Source organism: Larkinella arboricola, from assembly GCF_003259745.1.
Taxonomy (GTDB): Bacteria; Bacteroidota; Bacteroidia; order Cytophagales; family Spirosomataceae; genus Larkinella; species Larkinella arboricola.
In genome coordinates this window covers 397,415-416,457 of the sequence record NZ_QLMC01000001.1, presented here as the reverse complement: position 1 = coordinate 416,457, position 19,043 = coordinate 397,415, and the positions used below count along the sequence as shown (strand labels likewise).

Annotated in this window: 14 protein-coding genes; 6 read left to right on the top strand and 8 right to left on the bottom strand. The window is 52.2% G+C overall.

The features are described 5' to 3' along the window. Positions 1-58: 58 nt before the first annotated feature. From LX87_RS01720 to LX87_RS01700, 5 genes are all read right to left on the bottom strand, one after another. Positions 59-1,456 (bottom strand): MBL fold metallo-hydrolase, encoded by a 1,398-nt coding sequence (locus LX87_RS01720; RefSeq protein ID WP_111626442.1) that lies wholly within the window; start codon positions 1,454-1,456, stop codon positions 59-61. Next, positions 1,453-2,250 carry a sulfite exporter TauE/SafE family protein gene (locus LX87_RS01715; RefSeq protein ID WP_111626441.1) on the bottom strand — a complete coding sequence of 266 codons (798 nt, stop codon included), beginning with the start codon at positions 2,248-2,250 and terminating at the stop codon, positions 1,453-1,455. The genes LX87_RS01720 and LX87_RS01715 overlap by 4 nt, the downstream gene beginning before the upstream one ends. 102 nt (positions 2,251-2,352) lie before the next feature. Then, the gene (locus tag LX87_RS01710) at positions 2,353-3,852 is read right to left on the bottom strand and encodes an APC family permease (RefSeq protein WP_111626440.1); all 1,500 of its coding nucleotides are present in this window, start codon (positions 3,850-3,852) and stop codon (positions 2,353-2,355) included. A 139-nt stretch (positions 3,853-3,991) separates the two neighbouring features. Beyond that, a complete protein-coding gene (gene secDF, locus LX87_RS01705; protein WP_111626439.1) occupies positions 3,992-6,979 on the bottom strand; it encodes a protein translocase subunit SecDF in 2,988 nt (995 codons plus the stop codon). A 144-nt stretch (positions 6,980-7,123) separates the two neighbouring features. After that, entirely contained in the window at positions 7,124-7,501 is a 378-nt protein-coding gene (locus LX87_RS01700; protein ID WP_146624412.1) for a hypothetical protein, read from the bottom strand. A gap of 125 nt (positions 7,502-7,626) precedes the next feature. Between LX87_RS01700 and nadC the strand changes: the two genes are divergently transcribed. From nadC to nadB, 4 genes are all read left to right on the top strand, one after another. Beyond that, positions 7,627-8,460 (top strand): carboxylating nicotinate-nucleotide diphosphorylase, encoded by an 834-nt coding sequence (nadC, locus tag LX87_RS01695; RefSeq protein ID WP_111626437.1) that lies wholly within the window; start codon positions 7,627-7,629, stop codon positions 8,458-8,460. Positions 8,461-8,673: 213 nt separating this feature from the next. Next, positions 8,674-9,597 (top strand): quinolinate synthase NadA, encoded by a 924-nt coding sequence (nadA, locus tag LX87_RS01690; RefSeq protein ID WP_374755111.1) that lies wholly within the window; start codon positions 8,674-8,676, stop codon positions 9,595-9,597. Between the two features lie 117 nt (positions 9,598-9,714). Further along, complete coding sequence (map, locus tag LX87_RS01685) at positions 9,715-10,476, top strand: type I methionyl aminopeptidase (protein WP_111626435.1); 762 nt, start codon at positions 9,715-9,717, stop codon at positions 10,474-10,476. A gap of 158 nt (positions 10,477-10,634) precedes the next feature. After that, on the top strand, positions 10,635-12,230 hold the full coding sequence (gene nadB, locus LX87_RS01680) for an L-aspartate oxidase (RefSeq protein ID WP_111626434.1): 1,596 nt from the start codon (positions 10,635-10,637) through the stop codon (positions 12,228-12,230). Position 12,231: 1 nt separating this feature from the next. On the opposite strand, the gene LX87_RS01675 is transcribed toward nadB, so the two are convergent. The 3 genes from LX87_RS01675 to LX87_RS01665 all read right to left on the bottom strand — a co-directional run bounded on the left by LX87_RS01675 (position 12,232) and on the right by LX87_RS01665 (position 15,603). Then, positions 12,232-13,473 (bottom strand): serine hydrolase domain-containing protein, encoded by a 1,242-nt coding sequence (locus LX87_RS01675; RefSeq protein ID WP_229310509.1) that lies wholly within the window; start codon positions 13,471-13,473, stop codon positions 12,232-12,234. 95 nt (positions 13,474-13,568) lie between these two features. After that, on the bottom strand, positions 13,569-14,843 hold the full coding sequence (locus tag LX87_RS01670; protein WP_111626433.1) for a dicarboxylate/amino acid:cation symporter: 1,275 nt from the start codon (positions 14,841-14,843) through the stop codon (positions 13,569-13,571). Positions 14,844-14,877: 34 nt separating this feature from the next. Further along, entirely contained in the window at positions 14,878-15,603 is a 726-nt protein-coding gene (locus LX87_RS01665; protein ID WP_111626432.1) for an arylesterase, read from the bottom strand. A 165-nt stretch (positions 15,604-15,768) separates the two neighbouring features. Between LX87_RS01665 and LX87_RS01660 the strand changes: the two genes are divergently transcribed. Beyond that, positions 15,769-16,467, top strand: a complete 699-nt coding sequence (locus LX87_RS01660) for an ABC transporter ATP-binding protein (protein ID WP_111626431.1) — start codon at positions 15,769-15,771, stop codon at positions 16,465-16,467. A 65-nt stretch (positions 16,468-16,532) separates the two neighbouring features. Continuing rightward, positions 16,533-19,043 carry an ABC transporter permease gene (locus LX87_RS01655; protein ID WP_111627439.1) on the top strand — a complete coding sequence of 837 codons (2,511 nt, stop codon included), beginning with the start codon at positions 16,533-16,535 and terminating at the stop codon, positions 19,041-19,043.

Genomic DNA, 19,043 nt, shown 5'->3' with positions numbered 1-19,043 from the left:
CCCCGGCCAGCGACTGCTTTATTTTTGAGACTTCCTTTATAAAACTCCGAACGCCCGTTTATCCGTGAGCAGGTGTTTCGTTTACGATAGGTACCTGACCGGTCTTTTTGATTGCCCCCATACCCCCTTCCACATTAATCAGGTTATCAAAGCCACGAGCTTTCAGAATTGAAGCTGCCACCATCGAACGGTAGCCGCCCGCGCAATGCACATAAACCGGCCTGGTTTTGCTTACTTCTGCCATGTGGTCGTTCAGATTGTCCAGTGGCAGGTTTTCGGCTCCTTTAACGTGTTCGGCGGCAAACTCGTCGGGTTTGCGAACATCCACCACCTGGCCCTGCGTATACTGCTGGACAAATTGATCGGCGGAAATTGACTCTACCGCATCCACTTCCTTACCCGCTTGCTGCCAGGAAGCAAAACCACCGTCGAGATACCCAATGCTGTGATCATAACCGACCCGGGCCAGCCGCCGAACGGTTTCTTCTTCCTGACCAACGGGCGTCACCAGGGCAATTGGCTGTTTCAAATCCGGAATCAGGGCTCCCACCCAGGGCGCAAACTGGCCCTTCAAACCGATATTGATTGCGTTGGGAATAAAGCCTTTGGCAAATTCCTGCGCTTCGCGTACATCAAGCACCACGGCACCGGTTTCATTAACGGCGGCTTCGAACGCATCGGGCGAAAGGGCACGGTCTCCGCGCTCCATCACCTCGTCAATAGCTTCATAACCTTCCTTATTCAGGCGTGCATTCTCGGCAAAATAGGCAGGTGCTTTGGTCAGACCGTCGAGCACGGCTTTGGTAAACTCTTCTTTCGTCTGCGCCCGAAGTGCGTAATTAAACCGCTTCTGATTGCCGAGCGTATCGGTGGTTTCCTTGCTCATGTTTTTCCCACAAGCCGATCCGGCACCGTGAGCCGGATACACAATTACGTCATCTTCCAGCGGCATAATCTTCGTATGCAGGCTGTCGTACAGCATACCGGCCAGATCCTCCTCCGTCAAATCGCCTTTAATCGCCAGGTCCGGGCGACCCACATCCCCGATGAACAGCGTATCGCCGGTAAAAATGGCGTGATTTTTTCCGTTTTCATCCATCAGCAGATACGTAGTGGATTCGGTTGTGTGGCCGGGGGTATGCAGTACTTTGATGGTCACCTTCCCCAGCTTAAACACCTCGCCGTCTTTGGCGTGATAGGCTTCGAAACGGGTGGGTGAATTGGGGCCGTAGACAATAGTTGCTCCGGTTTTTTTGGCCAGATCCAGGTGACCCGACACGAAATCGGCGTGAAAATGCGTCTCGAAAACGTATTTAATTGTAGCACCGTTTTGCCGGGCTTTTTTCAAATAGGTATCGGTGTCCCGCAGGGGATCAATGACAGCCGCTTCACCTTCGCTTTCCAGGTAGTAGGCTCCCTGAGCCAGACACCCTGTATACAATTGTTCAACAATCATGATTTGCTAATTTCTTTGACCAGCATATAGACCGCAACCAGTAGTACCAGACTACCAAACCCGCGTTTTAGATAAACCGGCGATACGAACCGGGCCAGGTAGATGCCCAACAGGATTCCGCCGATAGAGAAAGCCGTAAACTCCAGTAGAAACGGCCAATTCAGATCATTCCGGTGCAGATCGCCCGAAAAGCCGACGAACGAATTGACGGCTATAATCAGGACTGAGGTTGCCACCGCCCGCCGAATGGGTAACCCCGCCAGCACCACCAGCATAGGCACAATCAGAAACCCGCCCCCGGCGCCGATAGTTCCCGTCAGTAACCCGACTCCCAGCCCGTCCAGGGCCAGCAAACCCAGCCGAGGTTTACCAGAACCGGCTTCTTCCAGATGAGGCTGACGAATCATAGCCTGGGCTGCCAGAATCATAACAAAGGCAAAAAAATACAAAATAGCTTCGTCTTTCGGCAATTGTAACGAACCAATCTGAATCAACGGATCGGGGATGGCCGGAACCAGAAACCGCCGGGTCAGAAACACCGACAGAAACGACGGTATGGCAAAAGCCGCCGTGACGGTAAAATCAATCTCTTTTTTTAAAGCGTACCCGACCGAACCCACCAGCGAGGTTGACCCGACCACAAACAGGGAGTACGAAGTAGCCAGTACGGGTGGAATTTGAAACAAATAAACAAAAACCGGTACCGTCAGAATGGAGCCTCCCCCGCCTGCCAGACCGATTACCAAACCGGCTACTACGGCGGCTCCATAGCCTAGTATGTCGGTCAGTGTCATTCGTCGGAAGTTAATAATACCGTGTAGCCTATAGAATAAGCAGAAAAGCCCCCCGTATACGAACGGGAGGCTTTTCTGTACCAAGTAAAATCGATTGCTTTGCTATAGATCATTCAGTTTGCTGTTGCGCCGACTGTAGACAAAATAAACAATCATCCCCAAAAGCAGCCAGACAACGGCCAGTTTCTGGGCGAGTCCGCTCAGGTTGAAAATCAAGACGGTATTAACAATAATTCCCAACGGGGCAATAATGTTTAGAGCCGGTGCTCTGAACGGCCGCTCCCGATCCGGATCACGACGACGCAGAATCCAGACAGCCAGACAAACCATCGCAAACGCGAACAGGGTTCCGAAGCTGGTCATATCGCCCAGCAGACTGATGGGCGTAAAAGCCGCCACAATGGAAACAATTGTTCCGACCAGAACCGTACTTTTCCAGGGGGTTTTGAACTTGGGGTGAATTTCGCGGAAGAAACCGGGCAGCAGACCGTCTTTAGCCATCCCCAGGAAAACCCGGGTTTGACCCAGCATCATCACCAGCATCACCGACACCAGACCCACCGTGGCTGCCAGCGTAATGATAAATACCGCCCAGCCCTGTCCGGCTTTATCGAAGGCATAGGCTACCGGTGCCTTCAGTGCATCACCGACAATATCCTGGTAATTAATCATACCGGTCAGGACCAGCGAAACAAGAATATACAAAACGGTACAGACCAGCAACGAGGTAATGATGGCAAACGGCATGTCTTTACGCGGGTTGACAGCTTCACCAGCCTGGGTGGATACAGCATCAAAACCGATGTAGGCAAAGAATATCGCCGAAGCGCCACTCAGTATCCCGCCCCAGCCGTAGGCATCGTGCGGCTGACCGTTTTCGCCCGGAATGGTAGTAGGTTCGGGAATGAACGGCTTCCAGTTTTCGGGAATTATGTAGAAAGCGCCAACCACAATGACAAAAATAACGGCAGCGACTTTCAGAATCACGATCATGTTGTTGGTGTTGGCCGCTTCCTTGATTCCTTTTATGAGGATGTAAGTAACCAGCCAGACGATCAGAAAAGCGGGCAGATTGATAGCAAATGCGGGTGCCTCCAGACCGTTCAGCTCGGCATAGTTCGCGGCTGAAACCGGGTCGTTGCGCAACCAAAAGGGAATCTCAATCCCAAAGAGGTGAATCAGTTTATTAAAATACCCCGACCAGCTAACGGCAACCGTCATGGCCCCCATGGCATATTCCAGAATCAGACCCCAGCCAATCGCCCAGGCAAACAATTCGCCAATGGTTCCGTACGCATACGCATAGGCAGAACCCTCGACAGGCAACATAGAAGCAAATTCACCGTAACAGAGAGCCGCGAAAATACAGCCAATTCCGGCAACAATAAAAGACAAGGCCAGTGCCGGACCAGCGTGGTAGTGGGCGGCCGTTCCGGTTAATACAAAAATCCCGCCCCCGATGATGGCGCCGATTCCAATTGCAGTTAAGCTCCACTTACCCAGAACTCGCTTTAATTCACTTTTTTGAATGTCCTGTTCGAACAGGTACATTGGCTTTTTGCGCCAGACACTCCGGTCATTGACAGGGGTTTTCGTTTCCATGCAGGAAAGAACGTTTAGGGACTAATATAAATGTTGACGAAATATAAATTGGCGAATATATCAGTAATGCTACAAAATAATTCGCAGAAAAACGAAAAAGCTGAACCTTCCAGTCCAGCTTTTTCGCTACAGATAAGAATTATGCACGCGCCGTTTTTGTGGTTTTTGCCGCAATATCCGGCGTCGTCGGCGTGTCATTCAGTTGGTCTTTGCTCAACGCATCAACCACAATCGGAGTGGCCACGAACAGGGATGAATACGTCCCTACAATAACCCCAATCAACATCGCGAACGAGAAACCGCGGATGGTTTCGCCCCCGAAGATGAACAGGACAATCAGAACGAGCATGGTCGAAAGACCCGTCACGGCGGTCCGGCTCAGCGTACTGTTCAAGGCGTTGTTAATAATGACAGAAATGCTTTCTTTCCGCCCTTTTGTATCACGCAGGTATTCCCGAACACGGTCGAAAACCACGACGGTATCGTTCATTGAATAACCCATGATGGTTAGCAAGGCACCGACAAAAGCCTGGTCGATATCCAGCGAGAACGGCAGAAAACCGTTACCGATTGAGAAAATAGCCAGAATGATCAGAACGTCGTGGAACAGGGCCACCACCGCACCATAACCGAACGCCAGCTTCTTGAACCGGATCAGAATGTAACAGAATACCACGGCTACAGCCAGCAGAATCGACCAGAGTGCCGAGTAAATCAAGTCATTGGCGATAGCCGGACCGACTTTCTGGGAGCTTTCAATGCTTCCTTTGTTGCCCTGAATTTTGGCAATACCGGCCAGCAGTTTCGCTTCCGCTTCTTTGTCCGATTCTGGCGTCGTTGCATCGGCCAGGTAGCTGGTCGTTACCCGAACCTGATTACCGCCAACACCCGTACCGCCGTAGGTTTTCACTTCGAGTGAACCCGGCAGTTCGTTTTCCAATGCGCTCCGGACATCTTCGGTGCCCACGCTTTTCTCGAAGCGAACAACGTATGAACGGCCCCCTTTGAAGTCAACACCCAGACCAAAACCTTTGAAAACAACGGAAAGGATACCCAGCGCAATGACAACCGATGAAATGGTATAATACAGTTTCCGACGCGATACAAAGTCGAAAGCCGAATCCTTGAAGAGATTTTTTGACCAGTTGGTACCGAACGCCAGCGTTTTGCCGTCTTTCACATACTGCTCCAGAATGATCCGGGTGATGAAGATGGCGGCAAACAGCGAGGTCAGAATACCGATTACCAGCGTCGTGGCAAAACCGAGAATCAGACCGGTTCCGAAAATAAACAGGATTACCCCGGTCAGCAAGGTCGTTACGTTGGAGTCGATGATGGACGAGTAGGCATTCTTGAAACCGTCGGCAATGGCCTGTTTAAATGGTTTACCCAGCGCCAGTTCTTCCTTGATCCGCTCAAAAATCAACACGTTGGCATCAACGGCCATACCGATCGTCAATACGATACCGGCAATACCCGGCATGGTCAATACCGCACCCAGCGAAGCCATGATGCCCAGCAGGAAGAACAGGTTGACAAACAAAGCCAGATCGGCAATGAAACCCGCCCGACCGTAGTAGGCTACCACAAAAACCAGTACGATGATCAACCCAACCACTGACGAGATTACCCCGGCCGAAACGGCTTCAGAACCCAGCGTTGCACCCACTACGGCCTCTTCCACAATGTTGGTCGGCGCAGGCAGTTTACCGGCTTTCAGGATGTTCGCCATGTCCTTGGTTTCATCAACGGTAAAGTTACCCGAGATGCTGGAGCTACCGTTCGGAATTTCGTTCTGAACCGTTGGAGCCGTATACACTAGGTTGTCCAGAATGATAGCAACCGGGCGGTTGATGTTAGCCGCCGTCAGCGTCCGCCATTTGCGGGCTCCGTCAGCGTTCATACGCATCGTTACTTCCGGACGGCCCCGGTCGTCGTAGTCGTTGGTCGCATCCACAATTACATCACCTTCCAGAGGTGCTTTACCGGCTGGCTTGCGGATGAAATACAAGGCCAGAATTTCTTTGTTATCGTTGGTGGCAACGGCTTTACGATCCCACAGCATCATCGCATCAGCCGGGAACAGGGCTTTCACCTCCGGACGACTCAGAATGTCGTTGGCACGGGCCGTATCTTTCAGGTAAACGCCCAGTTGGTTCTGCGACATGGGCACAAAAAGACTGGTCAGCGCGGCATTCTGAGCCGCCGTAGCTGAGGTGTCGTTTTTGGCTGAATCGCCTTTAGCCGCCTGGTTTTTCTGCGCTAACTGAGCCGCCAGTGAGTTATCCTTCTTGGTGGTGTCGGTCGTGGCAGTTGCCGCCTTTTGGGTGGCCGCCTGTTTGCGTTCGGCCTCCAGTTGCACCAGATACGCGCCCAGTTGATCCAGACCACCCGCCACTTCATTCAACGTATACACTTCGGCAAACTCCAGCTTGGCCGCCCCCGACAGCAGTCGGCGAACGCGCTCGGGGTTGTCGATACCCGGCAATTCGATCAGAATCCGGCCTGAGCCCGGCAACCGCTGAATGTTAGGGTTGGCTACCCCAAACTTATCAACCCGTGCCTGAATGATCTGGAACGCCCGGCTGATAGAACCGTCTACTTCCTCGTTAATCAGCTTGCGAACATCGGCGTCTGACGACTGGAAGTTGATTTTTCCGCGGTTGGCGCTATTGGCAAAAATCGTTGCCAGCTTCGTATTGGGGGCAATGTCTTTGTAAGCGTTGATGAAGAGATCCACAAAGCTCGACTGGCTTGACTTCTGGGCTTCAACCGCCTGTTTCAGGGCCTGCTCAAACTTGGGGTCACGCGTACCGCCTGCCAGCCCCCGCAGAATTTCAGCGGGCGAAACTTCCAGCACAACGTGCATACCACCCTGTAAGTCCAGACCCAGCCCTAACTCGCGGGTAGTTACTTCCTCCAGGGTATTGCCCAGATAGACCGGCTCTTTCCAGAGCGAATCCATGTAGTGCTGTTTTTTGTCCAGATCTACGGTCCCGTTTGCCAGGGTAGCGTAGTTTGTCGCGTCTTGCTTGATGCTGTTCGACACGAACGTAAACGACAGGTAGTAAACGCATAAAAGCGCAATTACACCCGTCAGAATAAGTATTCCGACTCGGTTTTGCATTAGACTTTAGCTAATTAGATAATAGAGGAAACAGATAAGACAATTGAAAAAATAGAAAGGTATAACGAGTAGACGAGCACGGAGCCTTGCTATAGGGCGGTTTCTTTGTTCTCTAGTCTAACGTCTCCCTTCTGAAACAAAAAATCAGGGTGCATTAATGGCAATATGATGCCCAAAAACGTAGCAGAGGAATGAAAAATAGAAATACGGTATCTCGAAGAAACGTGGAATAACCGTCTGCTTGAGTTCAAAAAACAGCACGGGTGGAGGCAGCAGATAAACCGTCTGCGAGAAGCCAAACGTATGGGCAGGTGTAACGACGGCATCAAACGACGTAGCCTGAACCGTTGCCTCCTTGGTGTCGCCCGCCTTTTTTTCGTTTTTCGGCGCCTGAACAGTTTGCTTTTCCGACAGTTGTTCAACAGACAGCCAGGAAGGACCGCCCGACGCCACCAACAGGAGCAACCCGGTCAGAAACAGGCTCATCAAACGAATAAAGTCCTTACGCTGTTGTTGCTTCATGAACGTTTATAATGGGCTCGACGGAACGAGGGCAACAAATTTCGCAATATTTCCGCAAGAAAGCAAATGGGTTTTTTGCGGGCATTTTTCAAGAAGTCCATTAACTTTCGCGAAATAAGTAGACAATGACATTACAGGAATTTATTCAAACCGCCCTAGCCGAAGATGTCGGCGATGGCGATCATACCTCCCTCTCGACAATTCCCGCCGACGCCAAACGACGAGCCCGGCTGCTGGTGAAGCAAGACGGTATTCTGGCGGGTGTCGAAGTGGCCCAGGCGATTTTTCAGGAAGTGGATCCGGAACTGGAGGTCCACGTCAATATCCAGGATGGCTCGGCCATTCACTACGGCGACATCGTACTGACGGTGAACGGCCGGGCGCAGTCGATTCTGAAAGCTGAGCGGCTCGTGCTGAACTGCATGCAGCGCATGAGCGGGATTGCCACGCACACCCGGACGATGGTAAGCCTGCTGGAAGGCACCAAAGCCAAACTGCTAGATACACGCAAAACAACGCCCAATTTCCGGGTTTGCGAAAAAATGGCGGTTAAAATTGGCGGGGCCGTCAACCACCGGTTTGGCTTGTTCGATATGATCCTGATTAAAGATAACCACATCGACTACGCGGGTGGGATTGAAGCCGCCATAACCAAAGCCGTTGACTACCTGAAAACCACCGGACGGTCGTTACCGATTGAGGTGGAGGTCCGGAATCAGCAGGAAGTTGAGGACGTACTCCGGCTGGGACACGTCGACCGCATGCTGCTGGATAACTTCGAACCCGAAGAACTAAAAAGGATGGTTGAACTCATCGACGGACGGATTATCACGGAAGCCTCAGGCGGCATCAACGATACGAACCTGCGGGCCTATGCCGAAACCGGCGTCGATTACATTTCGTCCGGCGCCCTGACCCACCAGGTCAAGAGCCTCGACATGAGCTTGAAAGCATATTAACGGCTCTGATCACCTCTGATATTCTCTGATCAGCTCTGTGTAATAAATTTAGGCTGTTACACAGAGTTTATCAGAGAAAACCGGAGTTTATCAGAGTTTTTTAGCGTTTGTTTTTGTTTACTCACTATGGCAACGATTCCACTTACGTTAGATGAAGAAATTCGGCAAATTGGCTACATCAGCCGCTCGACGCCGAAAGATAAACAGGTTTTGATGGACGAAATCCGGCGGATGAAAAAAGAGAAAAACGCCGTGATTCTGGCCCACTATTACGTCGACAGCGACATTCAGGATCTGGCCGATTACATTGGCGACAGCCTGGGTTTGTCGCAGCAGGCAGCCGCCACCGACGCCGAGATGATTGTGTTCTGCGGAGTCCACTTCATGGGCGAAACCGCTAAAATCCTGTCGCCCGACAAAAAAGTCGTTATTCCGGACCTGAATGCGGGTTGTTCGCTGGCGGATTCGGCACCGGCAGATGAGTTTGCGGCTTTCAAGGCTAAATACCCGGATCATATCGTCATCAGTTACATCAACTGCTCGGCGGAAATCAAGGCGCTGTCGGATATTATCTGTACCTCGTCCAATGCCGTCAAGATTGTCGAGAGTCTGCCGAAAGATCAGAAGATTATCTTCGCACCGGATGCGAACCTCGGACGGTTTGTGGCGAAAAAAACCGGCCGGGATATGGTCTTATGGGATGGCGCCTGCATTGTTCATATTGACATTTCGCAGGAAAAACTGACGGTTTTGCGGCAGAAGTACCCGGGCGCCAAGTTTATCGCCCACCCCGAGTGCCAGGAACACATTCTGAGCCAGGCTGACTTTGTGGGTTCGACGACGGCTTTGCTGAAATACGTGGTCGATCAGCCCGATGAGGTGTTTATCGTGGGTACGGAAGCCGGGATTCTGCACAAGATGAAGCAGGCCGTTCCGAACAAAAAAATCATTCCGGCCCCGGCCAGCGAAAACAACACCTGTGCCTGTTCGGAATGTCCGTACATGAAAATGAATACGCTCGAAAAGCTGTACAACACGCTGTATTACGAAAAACCGGAGATCAACGTACCAGAAGACGTGCGGGTGAAAGCCGAAGCGTCGGTTTTGCGGATGCTGGAAATGAGTAAAGGGCTGTAAATATGACCGTATAAGAGCCTCATTAACGAGAGCTTTGAGGCTCTTTTCTTCATTCCGCAATCTGGACTTTTCTGTTAGATTTACCGGATTGTGCATATAAAACAAATCGCCAAAGTTATGTCATTGAAATCAGAGGAAGATTTGATAGGGATGCAGCAGATCAGCCAGATCGTTGGCTCAACGCTCAGACTCATGCAACAATATGCCAAACCCGGAATGTCGACGCTTGAATTGGATCAATACGGGAAACAGCTTCTGCAACAGCACGGTGCCCGATCGGCCCCTAAACTCACCTATCGTTTTCCGGGCTGGACCTGCATCAGCCTGAACGATGAAGTCTGTCACGGTATTCCTTCTGCCAAACGGATTCTCAAAGAAGGGGATTTGGTCAATATCGATGTATCCGCCGAGTTAAACGGGTATTGGTCCGACAACGGCGGGTCTTTCGTTCTTGGGCGGGATATTCATCAGCATAGCGCCCTGGTCGAAGCCTCGAAGCGCATTCTGGCCAAAGCCATCAGCCACATCCGGGGTGGGGTACAACTCGCCGAGATTGGGCGCCTGATTGAAACCGAAGCCCGCCAATCGGGTTATCGGGTCATCAAGAATCTGGCCGGACACGGTATTGGTCGTCGCCTGCACGAAGAACCGCTTGAGATTTTATGCTATTATGATGCGTCCAATAAAAAGCGTTTCCGGAAGCACTCGGTAGTGGCTATCGAAACCTTTTTATCCACGAAAGCCTCCTATGCGCAGGACAAAGGAGATGGGTGGACCTTGATTGCCAGAGACAGTTTTGCGGTGCAGCATGAACACACCATCGTCGTGACCGATAAGGAACCAATTATCCTGACCGCTGCAAATCAACTCTGGAATTGAGGCAATACGACCTCCATACATCAGTAATTGTTGCAACAGTCTCCAGCTTTTGACTTTTGCCACAAACACAATTGCATTACTTAATTTGTTGGGTACTTGCTTTCCAGAGTAATGTGCCTTGATTTTAGCACTGTAGAAGTAACCACTCCTTACCCCCTATGCCCCAACATTTTGATTTCCTCGTGATCGGTTCCGGCATCGCTGGACTGAGTTACGCCACCAAACTGGCAATTCATTTTGAAGCTCAGAATCGACCTGTTCGTATTGCGGTTATTACCAAAGTCCGGGCCGACGAAACCAATACCAAGTACGCACAGGGCGGCATCGCTGCCGTGTGGGCCGAGGAAGATTCATTTGAGAAACACATTGAGGATACCATGATTGCGGGCGACTTCCTGAGCAACCGCGAAGTCGTCGAAATTGTGGTGCGGGAAGCTCCCGAGCGAATCCGCGAACTGATCGACTACGGAACCCGCTTCGATAAGGAAGACGACGGCGCCTACGATCTGGCAAAAGAAGGCGGCCACTCCGACCACCGGATTCTGCATTTCAAGGACATTACGGGGGCCGAAATTGAGCGGGCCCTGCTCGAAAAAGCGCAGTCACTGCCATCCATCCAGATTTTCACGCATTACTACGCCGTCGACCTGCTTACGCGCCACCACCTGGGCGAAACCGTCCACCGGTACGATACCGACAACCGCTGCTTCGGTGCTTATGTACTGGACACGCAAACTGGCCGCGTTGAGAAGTTTCTCGCAAAAACCACGCTGCTGGCGACAGGCGGCATCGGCAACGTCTACCAGAGCACCACCAACCCGACCATTGCCACCGGCGACGGGATTGCGATGGCCTACCGCGCCAAGTCGGTCTGCAAGGACATGGAATTCATCCAGTTCCACCCAACGGCCTTATACGAACCGGGTAAAAAACCGAGTTTCCTGATTTCAGAAGCCGTGCGTGGTTTTGGCGGTATCCTGAAAAACATGAAGGGCGAAACGTTCATGGAGAATTACGACACCCGCCTGTCGCTGGCTCCGCGCGACATTGTGGCCCGCGCTATCGACTCCGAGATGAAGAAATCCGGCGATCCGCACGTGTATCTGGACGTGACCCACCTCGATTTTGAAAAGTTTGTGGAACATTTCCCCAATATCACCGCCTATTGCCGCGACAACCTCGGTATCGACGTTCGGAAAGATTACATTCCTGTCGTTCCGGCGCAGCATTATATGTGTGGGGGCATCAAAGTGAACGAGTATGGCCAGACGAACATCAATTTCCTGTATGCCGCCGGAGAGTGTTCATGCACCGGCTTACACGGCGCCAACCGACTGGCCTCCAACTCGTTGCTCGAAGCCGTGGTATTTGGTCACCGGGCGTATTTGAAAACCGTTGAGAATTTTGACAAAGCCGCCATTCCCGACAACCTGCCCGAATGGAATGACGCCGGAACGACGCACCCGGAAGAACTGGTGCTGGTGACGGAAATGCAGCGGGAACTGGAGTCGATTATGTCGAATTACGTCGGCATCGTCCGTACCAATCGCCGGATGAAGCGGGCGCTGGACCGGCTGGAGCTGATTTACCTCGAACACGAAGAACTGTACCGCCAGTCGAAGGTGTCGAGCCGGATTTGCGAACTGCGGAACATGATTGAAGTAGCTTATCTGGTGATTAAAGCCGCCATGGCCCGGCATGATAACCGGGGTCTGCACTTCAATCTGGATATTGAGAAGCAGGAAACGGCCTGACCTAAACGTCCACCTCACCGGTTTCGGCTTCCGGTTCGGCGTTGGAAGGATGACCGTGCAACACTTCGAGTAACTCCTTAACCTGGTAGACTGACTTGTTGTAACGGTTTCCAAGCAGAATGATCACAAAGTCGTCTTTGGGGCTAAACCAGAACAGGCTGTTGTACCCTTTCCACCAACCCGTGTGGTAGATGTATTCCGGCTGGTTCTGGTTGTTGACATACATCCGGAAGCCGTAGCCGTAATTTTTGGTGCCTTTTCGCTCGAAACTCCGGGGCAGGAAGGCTTCGGCCAGCAGCGATTTCCGGAGCAGACAGTCGCCGTTGAGCGCCCGGTACCACCTGAACAGATCGCCGACGGTGGAGTAAATCCCTTTGTCGCCCACCACATTATCGTAATAATCTTTCGGAATCCGGCGGTTCCACTGGTAGCCCGCCGTACGGTATTGGTTGATGGAGTCGTTGCGGGTTGTTGCCACCCACGTATTTTTCATGCCCAGCGGTTCGAAAATGTTCTTTTTCGCAAACTGATCGAACGGCATTCCCGTAATTTTCTCAATAATGGCCGCCAATACGCAGTAGTTGGTGTTGCTGTAGCTGAACGTACGGCCCGGTACGTTGTAACGCTGGGGCGTCGGGTGGACATGGGCAAACCAGTGCATGATTTCGGCATTGGTCGGATACGGTTTTTCGAACTTGTAAAAGTTAGTCCGCATACTGTCTTCAAACGCATAGGCGTAATTGGGCAGACCGCTCCGGTGCGACAGCAGGTTTTCAATGGAAATACCGGGGTACGGAAAATCCGGAAAAAACTTCTGAACCGTATCTTTCAGACTCAGTTTTCCGGCTTCGATGAGCTTTAGCGTAGCAACAGCCGTGAAGGTTTTGGAAAGCGACGCCAGTTGAAACTTGGAATTTTCGTTGAGTGAATCGCGGGAAGAGCGTTCGAGATGCGCCAGACCAAACGAATTTTTGTAGAGGATAACACCCTTCTGCGCAATCAGTACATTGCCGTTGAAACCCGCCCGAACTTTGCCCCGGATGATGGCGTCGATTTTTCGGATCTTTTCGTCGGCACCAATTTCCTGTCGGATGGCCTGTTCTTCGGCAGCGGTCAACTTCTGTCCTTCGGCACAATTGTACATGGCCTTCGCCGAACGCTTCAATTTTCTGTCTTCACTCGAATCGCACCCGACGATGATCAAAATGGCAATGATTCCAGCCCAAATTCCCGAAACTCTCATTCCTGACGTTGATAGTACTAACTCAATATTACATACGGCTCTGCCGACAAAAATACATTTTTTATAACGCCACCAAAGGCTTTTTTAGCCAATCGTCAGTATTTGTAATTTGTCAGTTCTTCCCGTTCTACCTTCCCAAACGCTTTCTGCATCTTGGTCCGGTCGAACTCGTTTTCGTTATTGGCGATAAAAATCGTCGCCACGGTATTGCCGATGATGTTGGTAATCGAACGGGCTTCCGACATAAACCGATCCACGCCCAGCAGCAGCGCCAGCCCCTCAACCGGAATCACGTGAATAGCCGCCAGCGTGGATGCCAGCACAATAAAGCCGCTGCCCGTCACACCCGCGGCTCCTTTGGAGGTGATCATCAGAATACCGATAATCGTCAGTTCCTGCCCTATCGTCAGATCGATGTTGAACACCTGCGCCAGAAAGATCGTCGCCATCGACAGGTAGATGGTGGTGCCATCCAGGTTAAACGAATAACCCGCCGGAATCACCAGCCCCACCACCGAACGCGAGCAGCCCATGCTTTCGAGCTTGTCCATCACCTGCGGCAGAGCCGACTCGGAGGACGAGGTTCCGAGAACAATCAGCAACTCCTCCTTAATGTATTTCAAAACCGACCACAGACTAATCCGGTAATACCGCAGAATCAGGTTCAATACCACGAAAATGAACAGAAACATGGTCGCGTAAACCGTTCCCATCAGTTTCGCCAGCGGAAAAAGGGTAGCCAATCCGTATTTACCAATCGTGAAGGCCATACCGCCAAAAGCACCCAGCGGAGCCAGAACCATGACCACGTTCAGGATGTTGAAAAATACCCGCGACAGCTTCTCGAACGTCTGAATGAGCGAATGGCCCCGGTCGCCCATGCGCGTCAGGCCGATGCCAAACAGGACCGAAAACACCAGCACTTGCAGGATTTCGCCCTCGGCAAAAGACCGGATGGCGTTGTCGGGCACGATATGCAGAAAGAACTTGACCCAATCCATCTCTTTACCCTGGGAAGTATACGCCGACACATCCCCGCCCTGCACAGCCCCCGTCTGCACGCCCTCGCCGGGCTTGATAACATTGGCAATCACAATTCCGATAACCAAGGCCAGCGTCGTTACAATTTCAAAGTACAGCAGCGCCTTCCCCCCTACCCGGCCTACTTTTTTCAAATCACCCATATTACTGATTCCCAACACAATGGTCAGGAAAATAATGGGTGCGATCACCATCTTGATCAGGTTGATAAACAGGTCGCCGAGCGGTTTGAGCTTAGCCGCCGTTGCCGGAGAAAAATGACCAACGATAATACCGAGCGTAATAGCGACAAGTACGCGGAAGGTTAAATTATTCAGAAGTTTACGCACGGGTTAGGCGAGTTTCAGGATTACGAATTACGACTTAAAGCTGTTGTTTCTGAAGGACCGGTTCCAGCACTTTCCAGACGTTTTCGGCTACAATTTTGTGACCTTCTGCGGTGGGATGAATACCGTCGGGCTGGTTAAGTTTCCGGATGCCGCCCACGTTTTCAAGCAGAAAAGGAATCAGGGTAAGCTTGTTTTTATCGGCCAGATCAGTGTACATCGTCTTAAACTGCTCCGAGTAGTCGGGACCGAGGTTTGGCGGAATCTGCATACCGGCCAGCACAATCTGTGCCTGCGGACTTTTCTGCCGGACGGTATCAATAATGGCTTGCAGGTTCTTTTGTGAATCCTTGATGGGAATTCCGCGCAGACCGTCGTTTCCGCCGAGTTCGAGCACAAATACGTCAACGGGTTTGCGCAGCACCCAGCTAATCCGGCTTTTGCCCCCCGCCGTTGTCTCCCCGCTCGACCCCGCATTCACCACCTGATAATCATAACCCGCAGCTTTGGCTTTCTCACCAACCAGCGCCGGAAATGCCTCGGCGGGGTCCAGACCGTAGCCCGCCGTCAGGCTGTTGCCGAAGAACAAAATGGTCTTTTTCTTCTCACTGGCCGGTTTTTCCGATTGACTGGCTGTTGCCTCCGGTTTTTCTTCCTGCGCCTGATTGGTTTCCGTTTTGGAGTTACACCCCGCCATACTACTCACCAGCAGCCATGCGCCCAGCAAAACCTTGTGAGACAACTTATTTTTAAGTAAATTCATTGATTACCCAATTTTTATACTCGTAATAAAGTCTGTTTCAAACAAAAATAACGGTATTTTATCCATTTAGCCCCATTTCTGGCCCTTTATCAAATAAACCGTTCGTCGTGGTGAATAAAATGACAACGAATTGGTTATCTACTTATTCCGTTAAGCTATTCACTTATGAGCATTTTGCGTGCTGAGAACCTGACGAAAACCTACCAGAGCGCAGGTCGTACCCTAACCGTTTTAAATTCCGTCAGTTTTGATATCCAGGCCGGTGATACATTTTCCATCGTGGGACCGTCGGGAAGCGGCAAAACCACGCTGCTGGGCCTGTGTGCCGGGCTGGACCGGGCCTCGTCGGGCAGTATTTACCTCAATAACATCAAACTGGACACGCTCAGCGAAGACCAGCGGGCGGCTGTCCGGAACCAATACGTCGGTTTTATTTTTCAGAATTTCCAGTTGCTGCCTACCCTGACGGCCCTGGAAAATGTGATGGTACCGCTGGAGTTGCGGGGTGAAAGGCGCGTGGAAAAAACCGCGCAGGAGTTGCTGGAGCGCGTCGGTTTGGGGCAACGCGGGCACCACTACCCAACACAGCTTTCGGGTGGGGAGCAGCAACGGGTTTCGCTGGCGCGGGCCTTTGCCAACCGGCCCAAAATCCTGTTTGCCGACGAACCCACCGGAAACCTGGATGCCGACACCAGCGCCACCGTTGTTGATCTGATTTTTGAACTGAACCGCGAAGCCGGAACCACCCTCGTGCTGGTGACGCACGACCTTGAACTGGCCGCCCGAACACAACGCATCATTCGCATCAAAGGCGGAAATCTGGTTTCGGACACCCTCACCGAAAACCGCATCATTACCAACTAATGGACCGTGAACTTCCCCAACTAAAACCGCAAGCCGCATCGATTTTCGATTCGTGGCTGTGGAAAATGGCGTGGCGCGATAGCCGCCGGAGCCGGAAACGGCTTTTTCTGTTTATGTCGGCCATTGTGCTGGGCATTGCGGCTCTGGTTGCTATCAATTCGTTCGGCGATAACCTGTCGCGGAGCGTCGATGAGCAGGCCCGCGAGCTGATCGGTGCCGATCTGGTGCTGACCACCAACAAAGAAATCAGCAAAAAAACGGAAGCGTTTTTGGCGGGCATCAGTCCGGAACGCAGCCAGGAAGTGGCGTTTCCGTCGATGGTGATGTTTCCGCGCTCGGGCGGGGTCCGGCTGGCGCAGGTGAAAGCCCTACAGGGGAAATTCCCGTATTACGGCGACTGGGAAACCCAGCCAACCCAGGCCGTGGCACAGTTCCGGAAAGCAAATGAAAACCGTCAGCGCATTGCGCTGGTGGATGATGCGCTGCTGGTGCAGCTGAACGCCCGACCCGGTGATTCGGTAAAAGTTGGCAAACTGATGTTTTACGTGGCCGGTCGGGTCATGAAAATTCCGGGTCAGACAGCGGTGAGTACCACCGTAGCGCCGACGGTTTTTATTCCGCGCGTTTTTCTGGCGGAAACGGGTTTGCTAGAACGCGGCAGCCGGGTGACATACCGCTCCTACTACCAGTTTGAACCCGGAACGGACGTGGATAAATACGTCAAAAATATTTCGCCCCGACTCGACAAGTTAGGCATCAACTCGGATACAGTCACGGAACGCAAGCAGCAAACTGGCCGCGCTTTCGCTGACCTGACCAAGTTTCTGAATCTGGTTGCGTTTGTGGCCCTGCTGCTGGGCTGCGTGGGCGTGGCCAGCGCGGTCCATCTGTACGTGAAAGAGAAAATTGCTTCGGTGGCGGTGTTGCGGTGTCTGGGTGCCAGCGGTCAGCAGGCGTTTCTGATTTACCTCATTCAGACGTCGCTGATGGGCTTTATCGGCGCCCTGATCGGGGCCGCCCTGGGGACGGTTTTGCAGTTAGTCTTGCCCGCAGTTTTCGGCAGTTTCTTACCGGTCGAAGTGGTGACGACGGTTTCGTGGAAAGCCGTGGCGCAGGGCATCGGCGCAGGTTTGGTCATTGCCATTCTGTTTGCGTTGCTGCCGTTGCTGGTCATTCGGAAAATTGCTCCGCTTCGCACCCTCCGCAGCTCCTACGACGATGACGTGACGGGCCGTGATCCGCTTCAGTGGGCGGTCTATCTGGTCATTGCGGTTTCCATATTCGGTTTTGCCTACTGGCAGATTCGGGACTGGAAAACAGCGCTTGGTTTCACGGCGGGGCTGGCGTTTGCCTTCGGTGTTTTAACCGCGATGGGCCAGTTGCTGATGGTGCTGGTCCGGCGGTTTTTCCCGGTTTCGTGGAGCTACATCTGGCGGCAGAGTCTGGCCAATCTGTACCGTCCGCAGAATCAGACGCTTATTCTGGTTATTTCGATTGGTTTGGGCGCCTTTCTGATTGCGACGCTATACTTGACGCAAACGTTATTACTGAGTCGGGTGCAGCTTTCGGCCAGCGGTAATCAGGCCAACATGGTCTTGTTCGATATTCAGAATGAGCAGAAAGCGGGCGTTCAGCAACTGGCCCAGCAACACCGGCTGCCGGTTCTGCAAACTGTTCCGGTGGTAACGATGCGGCTGGCCGAAATCAACGGGCGAACCGTGGATGCTATTCAGAAAGACACCAGTGCCAACGTGCCCGACTGGGCGCTGACCCGCGAATACCGGGTGACATACCGCGATACGCTGATCAGTTCGGAAAAACTAACCGCCGGAAAAGCACCGTATCAGGCCGACGGCAACGTTTACATTTCAGTGGAGAAAGGGTATCTGGAACGAACAAAATTAAAGCTGGGCGATACGCTGACGTTCAATGTACAGGGGCTGCTCATTCCGACGATTGTAGCCGGAACCCGTGACGTAGACTGGAACCGTATTCAAACCAATTTCCTGATCGTGTTTCCTAACGGTGTGCTCGAACAGGCTCCGCAGTTTCACGTCCTGCTGACGCGGGTTGGCGACACGCAGCAATCCGCCCGGTTCCAGCGCGATCTGGTACTCCGGTATCCGAACGTATCGGCTATTGATCTCGGCCTGATTCTGCAAACCATCGACGAAGTACTGGAAAAAGTCTCGTTCGTCATTCAGTTTATGGCCTTATTCAGCATCATAACGGGTCTATTGGTCTTGAGCAGTTCGGTGATTATCAGCAAATACCAGCGGATTCAGGAAAGTGTGTTGCTGAGAACACTGGGCGCTAACCGCCGTCAGATTTTGCTCATTACGCTCATCGAATACTTATTTCTGGGGCTGATCGCGGCTTTTTCAGGGATTGTGCTGTCGCTGTTCGCGAGTTGGGGGCTGGCGTATTTCGTTTTTGAAATACCGTTTATGCCCAACTTTGCTCCGCTGCTGGCGGTTATCGGCGTAGTTACCGGCTTAACCATTCTCATCGGTCTGTTCAACAGCCGTGGGGTACTGGTACGCCCACCGCTGGAGGTGCTGCGTGCGGAAGCGTAA

Bases quoted from the DNA above. Each gene is read 5' to 3' on its own strand.
- LX87_RS01720 (WP_111626442.1), bottom strand. From the start codon at position 1,456: ATGATTGTTGAACAATTGTATACAGGGTGTCTGGCTCAGGGAGCCTAC.
- LX87_RS01715 (WP_111626441.1), bottom strand. From the start codon at position 2,250: ATGACACTGACCGACATACTAGGCTATGGAGCCGCCGTAGTAGCCGGT.
- LX87_RS01710 (WP_111626440.1), bottom strand. From the start codon at position 3,852: ATGGAAACGAAAACCCCTGTCAATGACCGGAGTGTCTGGCGCAAAAAG.
- secDF (WP_111626439.1), bottom strand. From the start codon at position 6,979: ATGCAAAACCGAGTCGGAATACTTATTCTGACGGGTGTAATTGCGCTT.
- LX87_RS01700 (WP_146624412.1), bottom strand. From the start codon at position 7,501: ATGAAGCAACAACAGCGTAAGGACTTTATTCGTTTGATGAGCCTGTTT.
- nadC (WP_111626437.1), top strand. From the start codon at position 7,627: ATGACATTACAGGAATTTATTCAAACCGCCCTAGCCGAAGATGTCGGC.
- nadA (WP_374755111.1), top strand. From the start codon at position 8,674: ATGGACGAAATCCGGCGGATGAAAAAAGAGAAAAACGCCGTGATTCTG.
- map (WP_111626435.1), top strand. From the start codon at position 9,715: ATGTCATTGAAATCAGAGGAAGATTTGATAGGGATGCAGCAGATCAGC.
- nadB (WP_111626434.1), top strand. From the start codon at position 10,635: ATGCCCCAACATTTTGATTTCCTCGTGATCGGTTCCGGCATCGCTGGA.
- LX87_RS01675 (WP_229310509.1), bottom strand. From the start codon at position 13,473: ATGAGAGTTTCGGGAATTTGGGCTGGAATCATTGCCATTTTGATCATC.
- LX87_RS01665 (WP_111626432.1), bottom strand. From the start codon at position 15,603: ATGAATTTACTTAAAAATAAGTTGTCTCACAAGGTTTTGCTGGGCGCA.
- LX87_RS01660 (WP_111626431.1), top strand. From the start codon at position 15,769: ATGAGCATTTTGCGTGCTGAGAACCTGACGAAAACCTACCAGAGCGCA.
- LX87_RS01655 (WP_111627439.1), top strand. From the start codon at position 16,533: ATGGCGTGGCGCGATAGCCGCCGGAGCCGGAAACGGCTTTTTCTGTTT.